Annotated in this window: 13 protein-coding genes; 4 read left to right on the top strand and 9 right to left on the bottom strand. The window is 39.5% G+C overall.

What is annotated here, in order from left to right; genetic code table 11:
* Positions 1-115 precede the first annotated feature (115 nt).
* Both MMO42_RS00065 and MMO42_RS00060 read right to left on the bottom strand, forming a co-directional pair.
* Positions 116-1,576 carry an aminoacyl-histidine dipeptidase gene (locus MMO42_RS00065; RefSeq protein ID WP_241318661.1) on the bottom strand — a complete coding sequence of 487 codons (1,461 nt, stop codon included), beginning with the start codon at positions 1,574-1,576 and terminating at the stop codon, positions 116-118.
* 103 nt (positions 1,577-1,679) lie between these two features.
* Positions 1,680-2,063, bottom strand: a complete 384-nt coding sequence (locus MMO42_RS00060) for a hypothetical protein (protein ID WP_241318660.1) — start codon at positions 2,061-2,063, stop codon at positions 1,680-1,682.
* Positions 2,064-2,443: 380 nt separating this feature from the next.
* Here MMO42_RS00060 and MMO42_RS00055 point away from each other — a divergent pair, with 380 nt between their 5' ends.
* Positions 2,444-3,700 carry an aminotransferase class I/II-fold pyridoxal phosphate-dependent enzyme gene (locus MMO42_RS00055; RefSeq protein WP_241318659.1) on the top strand — a complete coding sequence of 419 codons (1,257 nt, stop codon included), beginning with the start codon at positions 2,444-2,446 and terminating at the stop codon, positions 3,698-3,700.
* A 186-nt stretch (positions 3,701-3,886) separates the two neighbouring features.
* Here MMO42_RS00055 and MMO42_RS00050 read toward each other — a convergent pair whose 3' ends face one another.
* Positions 3,887-6,136: a bifunctional prephenate dehydrogenase/3-phosphoshikimate 1-carboxyvinyltransferase gene (locus MMO42_RS00050; RefSeq protein WP_241318658.1), complete on the bottom strand. Its 2,250-nt coding sequence runs from the start codon at positions 6,134-6,136 to the stop codon at positions 3,887-3,889.
* Positions 6,137-6,211: 75 nt separating this feature from the next.
* Positions 6,212-7,321 (bottom strand): prephenate dehydratase, encoded by a 1,110-nt coding sequence (gene pheA / locus MMO42_RS00045; protein ID WP_005153565.1) that lies wholly within the window; start codon positions 7,319-7,321, stop codon positions 6,212-6,214.
* A 191-nt stretch (positions 7,322-7,512) separates the two neighbouring features.
* On the opposite strand from pheA, the gene MMO42_RS00040 reads away from it, so the two are divergent.
* Together MMO42_RS00040 and MMO42_RS00035 are read left to right on the top strand one after the other, a co-directional pair.
* Complete coding sequence (locus MMO42_RS00040) at positions 7,513-8,448, top strand: alpha/beta hydrolase-fold protein (RefSeq protein WP_241318657.1); 936 nt, start codon at positions 7,513-7,515, stop codon at positions 8,446-8,448.
* Between the two features lie 116 nt (positions 8,449-8,564).
* Entirely contained in the window at positions 8,565-9,188 is a 624-nt protein-coding gene (locus MMO42_RS00035) for a hypothetical protein (protein ID WP_241318656.1), read from the top strand.
* Positions 9,189-9,241: 53 nt separating this feature from the next.
* Here MMO42_RS00035 and MMO42_RS00030 read toward each other — a convergent pair whose 3' ends face one another.
* A complete protein-coding gene (locus MMO42_RS00030; protein WP_241318655.1) occupies positions 9,242-10,387 on the bottom strand; it encodes an acyl-CoA dehydrogenase family protein in 1,146 nt (381 codons plus the stop codon).
* Positions 10,388-10,634: 247 nt separating this feature from the next.
* On the opposite strand from MMO42_RS00030, the gene MMO42_RS00025 reads away from it, so the two are divergent.
* Positions 10,635-11,630, top strand: a complete 996-nt coding sequence (locus tag MMO42_RS00025; protein WP_241318654.1) for a glycosyl transferase family protein — start codon at positions 10,635-10,637, stop codon at positions 11,628-11,630.
* A gap of 72 nt (positions 11,631-11,702) precedes the next feature.
* Here MMO42_RS00025 and MMO42_RS00020 read toward each other — a convergent pair whose 3' ends face one another.
* From MMO42_RS00020 to MMO42_RS00005, 4 genes are all read right to left on the bottom strand, one after another.
* On the bottom strand, positions 11,703-11,912 hold the full coding sequence (locus tag MMO42_RS00020; RefSeq protein WP_241318653.1) for a hypothetical protein: 210 nt from the start codon (positions 11,910-11,912) through the stop codon (positions 11,703-11,705).
* A gap of 182 nt (positions 11,913-12,094) precedes the next feature.
* Complete coding sequence (locus MMO42_RS00015) at positions 12,095-12,457, bottom strand: hypothetical protein (RefSeq protein WP_241318652.1); 363 nt, start codon at positions 12,455-12,457, stop codon at positions 12,095-12,097.
* A gap of 120 nt (positions 12,458-12,577) precedes the next feature.
* A complete protein-coding gene (locus MMO42_RS00010) occupies positions 12,578-13,537 on the bottom strand; it encodes a hypothetical protein (RefSeq protein WP_241318651.1) in 960 nt (319 codons plus the stop codon).
* A gap of 8 nt (positions 13,538-13,545) precedes the next feature.
* Positions 13,546-15,138 (bottom strand): DUF2345 domain-containing protein (locus MMO42_RS00005; RefSeq protein WP_241318650.1); only part of this gene is annotated, 1,593 nt, incomplete at its 5' end.

The raw sequence follows: 15,138 nt of genomic DNA, 5'->3' as shown, positions 1-15,138 counted from the left end.
TGCGGTAGCAAGGACGTACCGTCAGTCTAACAAAAGGGTTTTGTTACTTTTGCCCAGTCAAAAGTAAAGTACCACTTATTCCTAAGACTTTTGATTACTGAACCATAAACAGAAATTACTCGATAGATTCTAGCGCCGTCACCAACAACTTCCAGCATTTCTCTACGGTATCCACTTTAACTCGCTCACCTGGTGCATGCGCCCCCTGAATATCAGGACCGAAAGACACCATCTGCAAATCTGGATAATGTTCTGCAATAATGCCGCACTCCAAACCTGCATGAATCACTTTCAAGTTTGGCTCAATTTTAAATGCGGATTGATACGCTTGTTGCAAGCATTTCAATGCAGCCGATTCTGGATTCGGTGTCCAACCTGACACTAACGGCGTCAACTCAGATTGAATCTGGAAACTAACAAAGTGCTGTTGAATATTCTGCGCAAAGGCTACCGCCTGCTGATTCACCATCGAACGAACCATAATTAAGGTTTTTGCTTCATCTTTAGTCAGTTTGACCACACCGATATTATTCGAGGTTTCAACCACATCAGCTAAAGCACTACTCCATTGAGCAATACCATATGGACAAGTTGCCAATGCTTTTAACCAAGCTTGCTGCTGCTGCAAGGCAATAACGTCATTTATCTGATCGGTATTCTGTTGTGCGGTGATTTGTAACTGATCATCAATACCCTGTAGCTTTTGTTGCCATTCAGTTTGTGTAGCTGCAACGGCATTTTCCAACTCGGGTAATTGCTCTGCTTGAATTGCAATGGTTGCCACAGCTTCACGCGGGATAGCATTGCGTGCTGTTCCACCCACAAACTCTACCAGTCGACCATTGGATTGTGCCAAATAATCATTAAGAAAATTGGCTAGAATGACATTGGCATTGCCACGACCTAAATGAATATCAACCCCAGAGTGACCACCTTTCAAGCCTGATACCAGTAAATCTACAAAGATTAAATCACTTGGTGCTGTTTCATATTCAAGTGACTGTCCCACTTCCAGATCAATACTGCCTGCACAGCCAAGATACAGCTCACCCCATTCTTCGGTATCAATATTGAAAAGCCACTGTCCAGTTAACACGCCTGACTCAAGCAAACGAGCACCACTCATTCCTGCTTCTTCATCAATAGTTAATAGAACTTCAATCGGCCCATGGGCAATATCATTTGATTCCAATACAGCCAGTGCAAGTGCAACACCAATCCCATTATCAGCACCTAAGGTCGTATTTTCAGCAATTAGCCAGCCGTCTTTTAATACAGGTTGAATTGGATCTTTAAAAAAGTCATGTTGGGTTCCGCGATTTGCCTGAGTCACCATATCTAAGTGCCCTTGCAAAATCACACCAGCAGCTTGTTCTTTACCAATAGTTGCCGCTTTTCGAATAATTAGGTTACCAATGTCATCAACATAGGTTTCCAAATTGCGCTGTTCTGCCCAATCTTTTAAATGTTGTCTTAACTGTTGTTCATGTTTAGATGGTCGAGGAATCGTACATAAGGTCTCAAAATGTTGCCAAACCACTTGTGGTGATAATTTAGAAAAATCGACCTGTATCATGCACCTATACTCTCAAATAAAGCGTGTAAAAGAACATACACCATACACCCAAACGGCGATGATGGTAAATCACTTCATTTAAGATGGTATTCGCAAAATGAACTTAGCTTTTCCACACAAACTGAGAAAAACTATGTTCTGCTTTTAAGCTATTTTCTACTGCCTGAGCCAGTTGGCGAATAATGCTTTGCGTCTCTATCTTTTCAAACCAAGCTTGTTCTTGCTGCGAATTGGCAGAGATTTCACACAGGATATGACCTTCCGTATCCTGCTGAGAGCAGAGAATAGACAGTGGAAGTTGATGATTGTCGATACGCACTTCAATTTTTTCATGCTCATGGCGAATATGCTGGGCATCAAAGCCGTATTGTTCTAATTGTTTATACAATAATGCAGCCACATACTCTTGCGTGATATAGCATTCGTTGGGGGGATGCTCGACCATCCCATGCTTTGGGCAATCTGCTATAAATTGCAACGTTTTCATGCTATTCCCTCTATTTTTATGTTTTTAACTCTGGATCGCAGAGTAAATCCGACGCGAACGGTAAGAATTATTATATATACAATTTTCTTTAATAGATTAGCTGATTGTCTTAGTTCTATGGCTAAATTGATAAATTTAGACCCGATTAGATATGTACATCTGCAAACCCATCATTTTTATTATTTAAGCGTTTTTGCTTAACAAAGGTAATCATTTTCTAAACATGTTAATTACCATTATTTTGCTACATTTACAGGTATGAGGTGGTTAAAAGTCAGAGCTGTTGTTATAACTAAAAACGAAAGCCCTTTCAAAACACTAGTAGCTGCATGTCAATTTACACAAAATTTGTATGAACAACAAACAAGTAGATCAATAATATGAATCAAGTATCAATCAATGAACTAAAAGCTAATTTTGAAGTTTTAAAAAATCAAAAAATTGATATAAATATGATGCGAGGTTTACCATCAAAAGAACAACTTGATTTATCTAGTCGTTTCATGATGCTACCTGGAAATACCACTTTTCAATGTCAGGATGGTTCTGACTGGAAAAATTATGGTGGTTTACAAGGCATTAAAGAAGTCAGAGAGTTATTTGCGAAACCACTATTCAGTACACGTCCTGGGTTAGTTGCAATTGGAGAAAACTCCAGTTTAGCTTTAATGCATGAGTGTATGTCTTATGCATTTATTCATGGTGTTCCTGATGGAGAAAAACCATGGGGAAAACAAGAACGTATCAAGTTTCTTTGCCCTTCCCCAGGTTATGACCGACACTTTTCTATTTGTGAATCTTTTGGTATTGAAATGATCACCGTTCCAATGACTGACAACGGTCCAGATATGGATATCGTTGAAAAATTAGTCTCTGAGGATTCTTCGATTAAAGGAATATGGTGTGTACCTAAATATAGTAATCCTACAGGTGCTATCTATAGTATAGAGACTGTTTCAAGATTGGCTTCTTTGTCTGCTTGTACAGATTTTCGCATATTTTGGGACAATGCTTATGCTGTACATCATTTAACAGAGGATAAGGTTGCTAATCTAGATATTTTAGAGTTATGTCGCGCTGCTGGGCATGAAAATCGAGTAGTCATGTTTGCTTCAACATCCAAAATTGTCTATCCAGGATCTGGCTTAGCATTTTTTGCGGCATCTTCCGAAAATATCGAATGGTGGCTACAACATCGCAGTCATAAGACCATTGGACCTGATAAATTAAATCAGGTACGCCATTTGAGTTTTTTTGAGAACGAGGATGGAATTGTCCGACATATGGAGGCTCATGCCAGATTATTAGCAGAAAAGTTTGATATTGTTGATCAATGCTTAACTGAGCTATTTAGTTATCATCCGGAAATTAAATGGACTCGCCCGAAAGGAGGCTATTTTATTAGTTTAGATGTTCCGTCAGGATGTGCAAAACGCACAGTTGAACTTGCCAAGCAAGCCGGAGTCTCAGTTACGCCAGCTGGTGCTACCTTCCCAAAAGGCATAGACCCTCAGGACAGTAATATTCGTATTGCACCAACCTATCTTGATGTTCATTCTTTAAAACGTGCTACACACATCTTAGGATTGGCTGTGCAACTGGCTGCCGCTGAGAGATTTTCAGCTTTACCAGGTTAAGATATATTGACATTTTCTGCATAAAAAATAGTGAGATAAGAAAATTTAATTGTTAAACCAAATTTTACTCTTACGATAAGCAGCACTGGTCAAAGTTAGAATATCCTCTCCGCAACAATGACAATAAACTCATCAAAAAAGCAGCATTTAACTTTCTCAAGCTCAATGCTGCTTTTTCAGATCAACTTATGGATTCACGACCTGTAAATCCAATCCAGCTGAATTTGCAAGCTCTGTAAAGGTCGGGAAACTGGTCGCTACGGTTTCTGTACCATGAATGGTAATCTCACCTGAAGTACGTAAACCTGCCATACTAAAACTCATGGCAATACGATGGTCGTGGTGTGATTCAATTTCACCACCCGCAAAGATTGCAGACCAGTCGCCAGCTTTACCTTTACCTTCGATAATGATGCCATCTTCGGTTGGCGTACAGTCGATGCCCATGATCTTCAAACCATCAGCCATCACTTGGATACGGTCAGATTCTTTGACACGAAGCTCAGCAGCACCCGTCAACACCGTTTGACCTTCTGCACATGCAGCTGCAATAAATAATGCCGGGAATTCATCAATTGCTAAAGGCACCTGATCTTCGGGCATATGAATACCTTTCAATGTTCTTGAACCTTTGATATGAATATCTGCAATCGGCTCACCGCCTGCAATACGTTCATTCTCAACCGTCAGGTCAGCGCCCATTTGCTTAAGAATTTCGATCACGCCTGTACGAGTTGGGTTGATCCCCACCGCTTCAAGAACCACATCGGCACCTTCAGTGATTGCAGCACCTACCATAAAGAATGCAGCAGATGAAATATCAGAAGGCACTTGAATATCTGTACCAACTAATTTACCACCACCCACAAGCGAGATTTTATTCCCTTCAGTTTTTACATCATAACCAAAGGCTCGCAACATACGTTCAGTATGATCACGAGTCGGTTCTGGCTCGGTTACTGAAGTTTCACCAGCTGCCCATAAGCCTGCCAATAAAATACCTGATTTAACCTGAGCAGATGCCATCGGCAAATCGTATTGAATCCCTTTGAGTGCTTGACTACCTGTGATACTCACTGGTGGCGTACCTTTTTCACCTGTGGTTTGGATGAATGCACCCATTTCACGAAGTGGTTTGGCAATACGCTCCATTGGGCGTTTAGACAATGATGCATCGCCAGTCATTACAGAATCAAACTTCTGTGCAGAAAGCATGCCTGATAGCAAACGCATACTGGTACCTGAGTTACCCATATACAATGCACTTGCTGGCGCTTTCAAACCTTGCATGCCGACACCATGAATCGTCACTTCGCCATTCTTCGGTCCTTCGATGCTCACACCCATATCACGGAATGCCTGCAAAGTTGCGAGTGCATCTTCACCTTCCAAAAAGCCTGTCACATGGGTGGTGCCTTCAGCAATCGCACCGAACATAATGGAGCGATGTGACACAGATTTGTCACCGGGTACGGTGAATTTACCTGTAAATGTTTTCTTTCCCGGTAAAATAGTAAATTGCTGTGTCACCTTGTTTTTCTCCATCAAAGGTTTCTTGGCTAACATATGATTAAAATGTTGGCGTGCTGCTTGCGCGTGTCCAAGTAGGCCCATCAACGCTTGCGAATCTTCCTGTTCAATCAATTTTTTCAAAACTGACAATTGCTGCTCAAAGCCATCAACAGCATTCAGAATTGCAGTTTTATTGGCAAAGAAAATATCATGCCACATCTGCGGATCACTGGCTGCAATCCGAGAGAAGTCTCGAAAACCACCTGCAGCATAGCGGAAAATATCTAAATTATCTTCACGATTAGCCAGTTGCTCAACCAGATTGAATGCCATCAAATGTGGTAAATGACTGGTATGTGCCAACACTTCATCATGTTTAGCAACATCCATACAAATCACTTCGGCTTTTGCCGCAGACCAAAGCTGAATCAACTTTTCAACCGCCCACTCCGCACTGGTCGGAAGAGGAGTCAAAATCACTTTGTGATTGACGAATAAATCAACTTTACCTGCATGTACACCTGTATGCTCAGCACCTGCAATCGGATGCCCTGGCACAAAGCCTACTGGTAGATTTTCACCAAATACTGCTTTAGCCGCATCAACAACATTGCCTTTGGTACTGCCCACATCAGTAATAATGACATTGTCTGCGAGATAAGGTTTGATCTGCTCAAGTACTTTTTGCGTTGCACGAACGGGTAAGGCTAAAACAATTAAATCTGCATCCTGAACCGCTTCTTCAGGCGTTGCGTAACCGTGTTGGATAAGACCGAGTGCCTTGGCATCTTCTAATGTTTTTTTTGAGCGTGTTGAAGCCACAATTTGAGATGCAAGTTGTTCTGCCACAATCACACGAGCGAGACTCGATCCAATCAGTCCAAGCCCAATAAATGCAACTTTCTTAAATAATGGTTGAGACATAAAACATATTTGCCTAATGAGACGACTTTGATATGGATAGATACCGAAGTCATCTATCCATACGATAAAACGGGATTATAAAACAGCGATTGGATAAGATCCGAGTACACGTAACTCTTTTACCATTGGACGAATTTCTTCCAATGCCGCCGCAACATTTTCCTGACCGATATGTCCTTCTAAATCGATAAAGAACACATAAGCCCATTTTTCAGGCAATGCTGGGCGCGTTTCAATACTGGTCAAACTGATCTGATGCTTGGCAAACGGTGCTAGGATTTCCAGTAAAGCACCTGCACGATCATGTGCAGAGATCAATAACGAAGTTTTATCATTCCCGCTTTGAGGAATCTTCTCACGACCAATTACAAGGAAACGTGTGGTATTTTCAGGGTTATCTTCGATATTGCTATGTAAAATTTCAAGGTTATACATGCTTGCAGCAATATCAGATGCAATCGCAGCAGAATGCCATTCGTTACGAATACGACGTGCCGCTTCTGCATTTGAGTTCAGTGCAACACGCTCAACTCCTGGATAGTGTGCATCTAACCATTTACGGCATTGTGCCAAGGTTTGCTGATGTGCATAAATCTGCTTAATACTGTCTTTACGGGTATTTTCAGATACAAGGAACTGATGGTGGATACGAAGTTCAACTTCACCAATCACATTCACTGTCGATGATTTAAAGCAGTCCAGTGTATGGTTGACAATCCCTTCAGATGAATTTTCCACTGGAACAACACCATAATGTGCACTGCCCGCTTCAACTTCACGAAACACTTCATCAATGGTTGGTAATGGACGTACCACAGCATCTTTACCAAAATGCTTTAACACAGCCGAATGCGTATAAGTGCCTTCTGGCCCTAAGAATGCAATGCTTTGTGGAGCTTCAAGTGCCAAACATGCTGACATGATTTCACGGAATAAACGCGCCATAGTTGCATCAGACAAAGGCCCCTGATTACGCTCCATGACTTTACGTAGAACTTGCGCTTCACGTTCTGGGCGATAAAACAGTGGATTCTCTTCAGATGCAAATTTCGCTTTGGCTACAGCCTCTGCCAGCGTCGCGCGGCGGTTGAGTAACTCTTGGATTTGTTGATCAACACTATCAATATCGTTACGAATTTGGTCTAAATTAAGTGAATTCGATGTGTTTTGTCCATCGTTTACCATTGAATGCAGCCTCAGCAAAATCATCTATAAGAATCGATTACAATTCGTCTGTGAATTGATTATCCGAGCTAGTATAACAACACTTTAAGCTATTAAACACGCTGAGTTTTAACTCTTTTTATTACCAAACTTTATTGATAATGATTTTCATTATATATTGCTAGCAAAATTTCACTGCTTGCGAATAAATTATGTTTAAACAAATCGGTATTTTGACTTTTTCTCTACTCGTAGCTACATCATTGGTCTTTGCCCAACCAAACACTTCCAGTACAAACAAGCCGCCGCTGAAAGCACAAACCAATATTCAGCAAAGCTTTGAAATAAAGTCAAAATATACAAAACATGATTATTTGATTCAGATTTCCATTCCTGCGGGTGAGGCACCGAGTGAAGGTTTTCCAGTACTGTATGTACTTGATGGCAATGCTGCTTTTGATAGTGCGGCCAATATCGCCAAATCAGTGGGTGGCGGTGCCAATCGCTTGGGTTTGAGCCCAGTCGCCATTGTTGCGATTGGCTATCCCAAACAAAGTACCTTTGATGTAGAAAAGCGTGCTTTAGACTACACGCCTAAAGCTTCGGCTGAATTTCAAAAACAAGCCAAGTACACTTATGGTGACGCAGACCAATTCATTCAATTTATTGAAAAAGAACTCAAGCCTGCGATTCAGACCAAAATTAAAGTTAATCCACAGCAACAGAGTTTATTTGGACATTCCTTCGGTGGACTGTTTGTTTTACATACCTTTTTTAGCCAACCGCAAATGTTCCAACGTTATATCGCTGCCAGCCCTTCACTGTGGTTTGACAACTATGCCCTATTAAACCGACAGGCAGATTGGTTAAAGAACAAAAATAAAACTCAAGATCTTATGCTCATGACCACAGTGGGTACGCATGAGCATGGTCGAAGTCCAACACCTGATGCCGAGTCGTTGCAAAAGCAGCATGACTTCTATCAAAATTTTAATCAGCAACGTTCAAAACAGTTCTTATTTTGGAATTATCGACATCCTGCTGAGCAGCATCTCACCAATATGTATGCTAGCTTACCGAAAGCGATTATGTTGGCAGGTTGTCAACCGCAAAGCTGTTCAAATCTTTTTGATGAACCAACACCATAAAATCCTGAATAAACACCGCTACATTTAAGCGGACGATTCTCTCCGCTTAAATTTGGACCTTTCAGTAGGATAGATTGGTTATACTGTCTGAAGATGTCATAACAACAGTAAATAAAATGAATAAGATTTTCAGCTTAGCTTTATTGAGCTTATTTAGTATCGGTTTAAGCGCATGTGGTGGTTGCCCATTGATTGCGGGTTGCAATGGTACCGATCGCTCACCTTATTTTATCAGCCCTGTGAGTAGTCATGCTCGGGGAATTCCTGTGCCACCTCAAACCAGACTGACCTATCAATCACAACACTTTAGGCAGACCCATCAGCAAAGCCATGCTTTAAAAGAACAAAACTTAACAGGCATCGCCTTTCCTGAAAATACAGCAATCCTTTGGGGTGGCATGCCCGTTGAGAGGTTCATTCAATTTTCCAATCCTGAAATGAAAGGATTTTCTGTCTACCCTGCTATAGGGTTTAAATCAGAACAATCGAATACGTTTCTAAATTTATGGAAAAGTTGTGAAAGCGATTTAAGTATTTACTTAAAGAACCCAAATGATTGGTCATTTAATCCCTCCAATATGGAAATACGAGGCTGTGGTCGCTATCAACAACGCAGTGAATATATGGAAGATAATTTTCGGCAAAATGAAGCCGATGAGTTTCTAAGCAAGATCAATCAAGCCTTACAGCAATTGCCTAAACAACACAGCTATCCTGTCATTCAGAAACCGAGTAAGTAGTAAAAACAAAACAGCCTGCTCAAAAGCAGGCTGTTTGACTCGATAAATGCAGATTAAGCTTTACCGATAATGCCACGCGCCACAATTTCTTTCATAATTTCGTTGGTACCGCCGTAAATACGCTGAATACGTGCATCAACAAAGAAACGTGAAATTGGATATTCAGTCATATAACCGTAGCCACCAAATAATTGAAGCAAGTTATCTGCAACTTTCATTTGCATATCGCTACTAAAGCTCTTCAATGCAGCGGCAGTTTCAACATCCAATTTGCCTTCATTGTATAAAGCTACGTTTTGATTATAGAAAGCGGCTGTTGCTAATTCATCAATCTTCGCTTGTGCCAATACAAAGCGTGTATTTTGGAATTGAGAAATTGCCTGACCAAAGGCTTGACGCTCTTTTACATATTGCGTCGTAATATCAATCGCACCACGAATCGCACCTAAAGCAGTAGATGCAATCGCCGTACGTTCACGTGGAAGTTCTTGCATCAAATAAGCAAAACCTTGCCCTGCTTGACCCAACAATTGATCCTTAGGCACTTTGACATTATCAAAGAACAATTCTGAGGTATCTTGTGAATGTAAGCCAATTTTGTCGAGGTTGGTGCCCTTTTTAAAGCCTTCTAAGTGCGTATCCACCAACATGAGTGAAACACCTTTAGCACGTGCTTGCGGATCTGTTTTAACTGCAAGAACTACGAGATCAGCATGCTGACCATTTGAAATAAAGGTCTTTGAACCATTTAACAGATAATGATCATCTTGCAAGATGGCACTGGTACGCATTGCTTGTAAATCTGAGCCTGCACCTGGTTCAGTCATACCAATCGCACCAACCACTTCACCAGACACCATTTTTGGCAACCAGTACTGTTTTTGTTCTTCTGTGGCAATATGCTGGATATAAGGAGCCGCGATTTCAGAGTGACATGAAATTGCTGTTGATAATGCACAGTAGCCTGCACGTGCAGACTCTTCAACCAACATCAATGAATAATGGGTTGGCACGCCATAACCACCGTATTCTTCTGGTACATCAACACACAAGAATCCATTTTCGCCCAATGCGCTCCAAACTGAACGTGGCATGATGCCTTCACGTTCCCATTGATCGTAATGCGGTGCGATCTGCTCGCTCATAAAGCGTTTAAAGTTATCACGGAAGAGTTCTAAATCTGAATCATAAGCTAACATCATTATTTCCTTTCGCTTTCATTGTTCTTAAAAATTTGTTCGCAGTCATGCTAATAACTTTTAGATCGGATGTCATGTCCCGTTTACATCAAATCACTAGACTGATTCGGTCAATAATTTTGTTTGCATCGTCCATCTTTAAACCACAAGCGCTTACTCATTAATCAGCCTCTCTTATTTTTTACGCTAAATACGTCAATTTTATGTCATATTAATTTTATTCTTTGCGACTACCTCAAATACGACCATGAACACAAAACGTAATATTTATAAGACCGTAGAACATCCGTTTGCTCAGTATGTTCGTATTTTAGGTAAGGGCAAAACAGGTTCTCGTTCGCTTAGTTATGAAGAAGCCTATCAAGCATTTAGCATGATTTTAAAAGGTGAAGTACTGGATGTGCAGTTGGGTGCATTCTTAATGCTACTTCGTGTGAAAGAAGAATCAGTTGATGAGCTTGCAGGTTTTGTACAAGCCACCCGTGACCAACTCAATTTTCAGCCACTTGAAGTTGATCTTGACTGGTCTTCTTACGCGGGCAAACGTAAACACTACCCTTGGTTTTTATTGGCTGCACTGACTTTAGCGCATCATGGTTACAAGATTGTGATGCATGGTGCATCTGGCCATACCGTTAACCGTGTTTATACGGAACAAGTTCTCCAATATTTAGGTTATTCGATTTGCCAAAATGAACAAGAGGTTCGTGAACAGCTTGAACAGCATAATTTTGCCTATCTTCCTCTTGAAGCCATCTCACCAATTTTAAGCGAATTAATCTCACTGAGAAATGTGATGGGGTTACGCTCTCCAATTCACACCTTGGCACGCTTGATTAATCCTTTTAATGCCAAAGCAACCTTACAAGCGATTTTCCACCCTGCTTATCGAAGCTCACATCAACAAACGGCATCCCGTTTGGGTTATCAAAATAGTGCAGTGATTAAAGGTGAAGGTGGCGAGTTTGAACGTAATCCTGATGCAAAAACCTTAATTTGTGGGATTCAAAATGGTGGATTGTACGAACATGAACTACCCAAATTGACACCTGATCGCAGCCCGATTGAAGAAGAGCTTGATCTAGCAGTCTTTAAAGCGGTTTGGTTGGGTGAGCAAACGCATGAATATGGTGAAATGGCGATTACTGAGACGATGGGTATCGCGCTGTATACCATGGGTGTGGTTAGTAATTACGATGATGCAATGAAGAAAGCCAAAGCGTTGTGGGATAGTCGTTTCTGATCAAAAATAACCCAAGATTATTTATATAACCTTGGGTTATTTGCTGAATATAAAAATTTATAAAATTAGAGTTTATTCACTTATTATAAAATCATAAGTTTTACTTAACTCATCATCACCTTTACCATAAAAACCTGTAGAAATTTCAATAGAAAACTTTCCATAATCTTTCGGAGTACCTTTTATATTGATATTATTATACCCATCTAGCTCATTATCAGGTTCAATCACAACACCAACATCATGTGGAAGGTTTGTTTTAGATGAAAAATTTATCCACAACTTTACCTCCTGTAATTATTAAAATCTGCTGATATGGTTGCCCTACTCTAGTATTAAGCAGCTCGTTAGGTTCTATTTTACACCCGTTACTACAACCCATCATAAGTGTAATACTAATATTTTTATTCATCATTTATTTAATAATAATTCCAACCATTTCACCATTCTTATACATAATTTTTCTATTCCTCAATTTTCAAAACAAACTCCTTATTAAAATCTTTCAATCCATCCCTAACAGTCCCAGAAATATTTATTTTGTAAATACCAGACCTTTTTGGTGTACCTTCAATAACAGTCAAAGCATGGCCAGCATATTCCTTTTCCCCTTGATCTGGTGAAACAACTAAACCACTATTTTGATCTACATTAGACTTTACAAGAAAAGTATCTTCAATCACACGGTACTCTTTCATTTTTATTTCTGCAAAATAAGGCGTTCCAACTTTTCCTACTGGAATTTCTTTTGTCAAAAAGACATCATTGTTTACATTAGAACAACCTAATAAACATAATGATATCAGCAATACAATTTTCAGATTCATTTCATACTTTTACCATAATAGTGACCAAATAAAATGACTCGAAATTTTAAATAAAAATTTCAACTTCATGACCCGAGTTATAGAGGAATTTAATATTTTCTGGAGTTTCCACTGAATTTATTATGGTAAATCTACTTCAATCTCTGTCCAGTTTGTAACTAGCTCTCTTTTGCTATTTTTCAATAATAGATAATGATCCAAACACTCTTTCTGATTAATCACTGTTTTTTTCTGACGACTTCCAATAACCAACATGGCCTGACTTAACCATTTATAGTATTGACTTTGATACTCTTTACTATACGTCTCATTCACTTCATCATAATATTTTTTTATTGCACAAGCCTCATTCTCGTCTTCGTCATTCCAACTCACTTTATAGGCTAGAAGCTCAGCATACCTTGTAAAAGCATATAAATAAGGCAAGCCTTTAATATAGCCTTCTGTTTTTAAAACGAGCTCCTTAGCAATTGGGGTGGCGATAATATATTTATTCTCATTTTTATCATTCCACAATACTTTATAGGAAACCTCTTTAAATTCTGGATTTATTCCTAAAGCATATAAATAGCTTAATTTTGCACTATTTATATTACTCTTTAAAGCAAGTTCAAGATACTTAAACTCTTTTGTTTTTAGCTTTACAGTGTCTAAACCTGTTATTTTTTTCCAATCATTAAACGACTGTTGTGAACTATATAACTCATCAGCAATATTGAGTGCAGCATATGGATGTCCACTTTCAGCTAATTTATATAATTTTCTTTTCCCCATTATTTGCTTTTCTTCATCCTCACTCCATATAAATAGTTGTGCTTGTGCATATTGCGCATGAACTTGCCGCTCATCTTGCTGTAACTTGTCCAAAAACTCTAGATTTTTAACTGTCTCAGGCGTCAATTCAGGTGATAGCGCGCCTTGCAACAGATTCATAGCAGATAAATAGCTTATTCTTTCCATATTGATTTTATGCTCGACATTTAGTTGTGTTTTTTCATCATTTTCTTGATCACTTGAAGAAGAATTACAAGCTACTAAAGACGTTATGAATACACATAACAATAAGTTTTTATATAACATCTTTATCCTCAAGTTTTTATTGTTTCTGCACCGTTAAATATTCTCATATGACCAGACAACCTAGGTTCTGCCTTGCGTTCAGTAGCGGATTTCTTAAATCTCGCATATACCCTCACATCAGGTAATGTAGAATAATACCAACCTAAAGATGTTGGTGCATAAACAGTACCAATGCCTTCCTGTTTAGATAATATTTCAGCTATTGGTGCTAAACCATTTCCGGTATTACACGAAACTAATACTAAGGTCTGTTCTTCACTATAACCTTCAGATTTGAGTCTTTCAATAAACTGCATTATGGTTACATTTTTGTTCTTATCAACAAAACTTCTTCCGTTTGTTCCCAGCATTAAACTCGTATTACCATGCGCAAAAACATAGAAATATTGACTAGGTAAATATTTTCCATCGATCATCATCTTAATCGTTGTATGGAATGTAGTTTCAGAAGGTGCAAACAAGTTTAAATATTTATAACTCGATCTTCCTGTATTTGGGGCCATGACCAATAATCGCTTCGGTTCAATCAATCGACTGCCTGTTGGTACAATGGGCAGTGAATCAAGTTGGTATCCATCTGCTTTCATTTTGTTAATATAATCTTTTAACTCAGGGTGTTTTTTTATAGCAGCAGCAATTACCTGCTCAGAACTCGCTAAATCCTTTGCTTTTAATACCTTACCCTTCTCTTCTTTGCCTGCAGCTTGTGGCTCAATAATCGTCTTGGGTAAACTTTTTAAACTATCTTGATATTTTTTGCCTGAAATAGGTAGAACCTCAAGTAACATTTCAGGTTTTAGGGAGTCAATTAGCCCCTCTGAATCAGACTGACCTTGAATTTCAGTACCTAAAAAGGGATCAATTAATCTATATTTCCGATTAGCCAAGATTCTTCCTGTTGAACTATCAATTAAGTAGCTTTTATTTTCTGTTGACTTCACATCAGACTTAGGAAGATATGGAAGTTTAGCAGATACAGATTGCCCCCCCATAAACAAATGCTGCCCTGCCTTCACCTCAAACTTACCACCTGTTACAGGAAAAATACCTGAGCCATTCAGTTTGATCTGAGAACCACCCGCAGTAATCACAATCTCTTTTGGACTGGTAATCTCAATTCGATCTTCGGTCGAAATGATCTGAATGCCTTGCTTGGCAAGTAAATCCATTCCATCGCCTTGAGCTTGAACCTCAAACTTACCTTTGGCAGCCACTTGCTTAATGCCATTCTGTGCAGCAAAAAGACTGATTCTGTTTTGGACATGCGTAATCAGATTCTTCTGCGTACTCAGATTAATACCGTCGCCAGCAAACTGATTGATCTGTCCATCCGCGGATAGGTGAATATCTTCATTGGTGCTCAGGCCAATGCCAGCGGGTGAATTAAGTAATAATAGTGATTTTTTAAATTGAGCTATTTTCTCTTGAATCTGCCCAGCAAACTCTTTTAGTTGATCCAATGATTGGATCTCATCGGTCTGCTGATTCTTGGCAACTTCGCTAAGTGCTTTGGCGTTGCTTTGGTTGCCTTCAAGTTGTTGCTTGGCAGGCTGCGCATCAAGATGCTCGCCTTGGGCTTGATCTTGTTTGTGCGTAGAAAG

Origin of the sequence: Acinetobacter sp. ANC 3882, from assembly GCF_022549545.1 — a bacterium.
Lineage (GTDB): Bacteria > Pseudomonadota > Gammaproteobacteria > Pseudomonadales > Moraxellaceae > Acinetobacter.
The sequence above is the reverse complement of the archived record's forward strand: the minus strand, read 5'-3'. Positions and strand labels throughout refer to the sequence as shown.

Excerpts from the sequence above, each read along its gene's own strand:
- MMO42_RS00050 (WP_241318658.1), bottom strand. The coding sequence starts at position 6,136 with ATGTCTCAACCATTATTTAAGAAAGTTGCATTTATTGGGCTTGGACTG.
- MMO42_RS00040 (WP_241318657.1), top strand. The coding sequence starts at position 7,513 with ATGTTTAAACAAATCGGTATTTTGACTTTTTCTCTACTCGTAGCTACA.
- MMO42_RS00015 (WP_241318652.1), bottom strand. The coding sequence starts at position 12,457 with ATGAATCTGAAAATTGTATTGCTGATATCATTATGTTTATTAGGTTGT.
- MMO42_RS00065 (WP_241318661.1), bottom strand. The coding sequence starts at position 1,576 with ATGATACAGGTCGATTTTTCTAAATTATCACCACAAGTGGTTTGGCAA.
- MMO42_RS00060 (WP_241318660.1), bottom strand. The coding sequence starts at position 2,063 with ATGAAAACGTTGCAATTTATAGCAGATTGCCCAAAGCATGGGATGGTC.
- pheA (WP_005153565.1), bottom strand. The coding sequence starts at position 7,321 with ATGGTAAACGATGGACAAAACACATCGAATTCACTTAATTTAGACCAA.
- MMO42_RS00055 (WP_241318659.1), top strand. The coding sequence starts at position 2,444 with ATGAATCAAGTATCAATCAATGAACTAAAAGCTAATTTTGAAGTTTTA.
- MMO42_RS00035 (WP_241318656.1), top strand. The coding sequence starts at position 8,565 with ATGAATAAGATTTTCAGCTTAGCTTTATTGAGCTTATTTAGTATCGGT.
- MMO42_RS00025 (WP_241318654.1), top strand. The coding sequence starts at position 10,635 with ATGAACACAAAACGTAATATTTATAAGACCGTAGAACATCCGTTTGCT.
- MMO42_RS00030 (WP_241318655.1), bottom strand. The coding sequence starts at position 10,387 with ATGTTAGCTTATGATTCAGATTTAGAACTCTTCCGTGATAACTTTAAA.
- MMO42_RS00010 (WP_241318651.1), bottom strand. The coding sequence starts at position 13,537 with ATGTTATATAAAAACTTATTGTTATGTGTATTCATAACGTCTTTAGTA.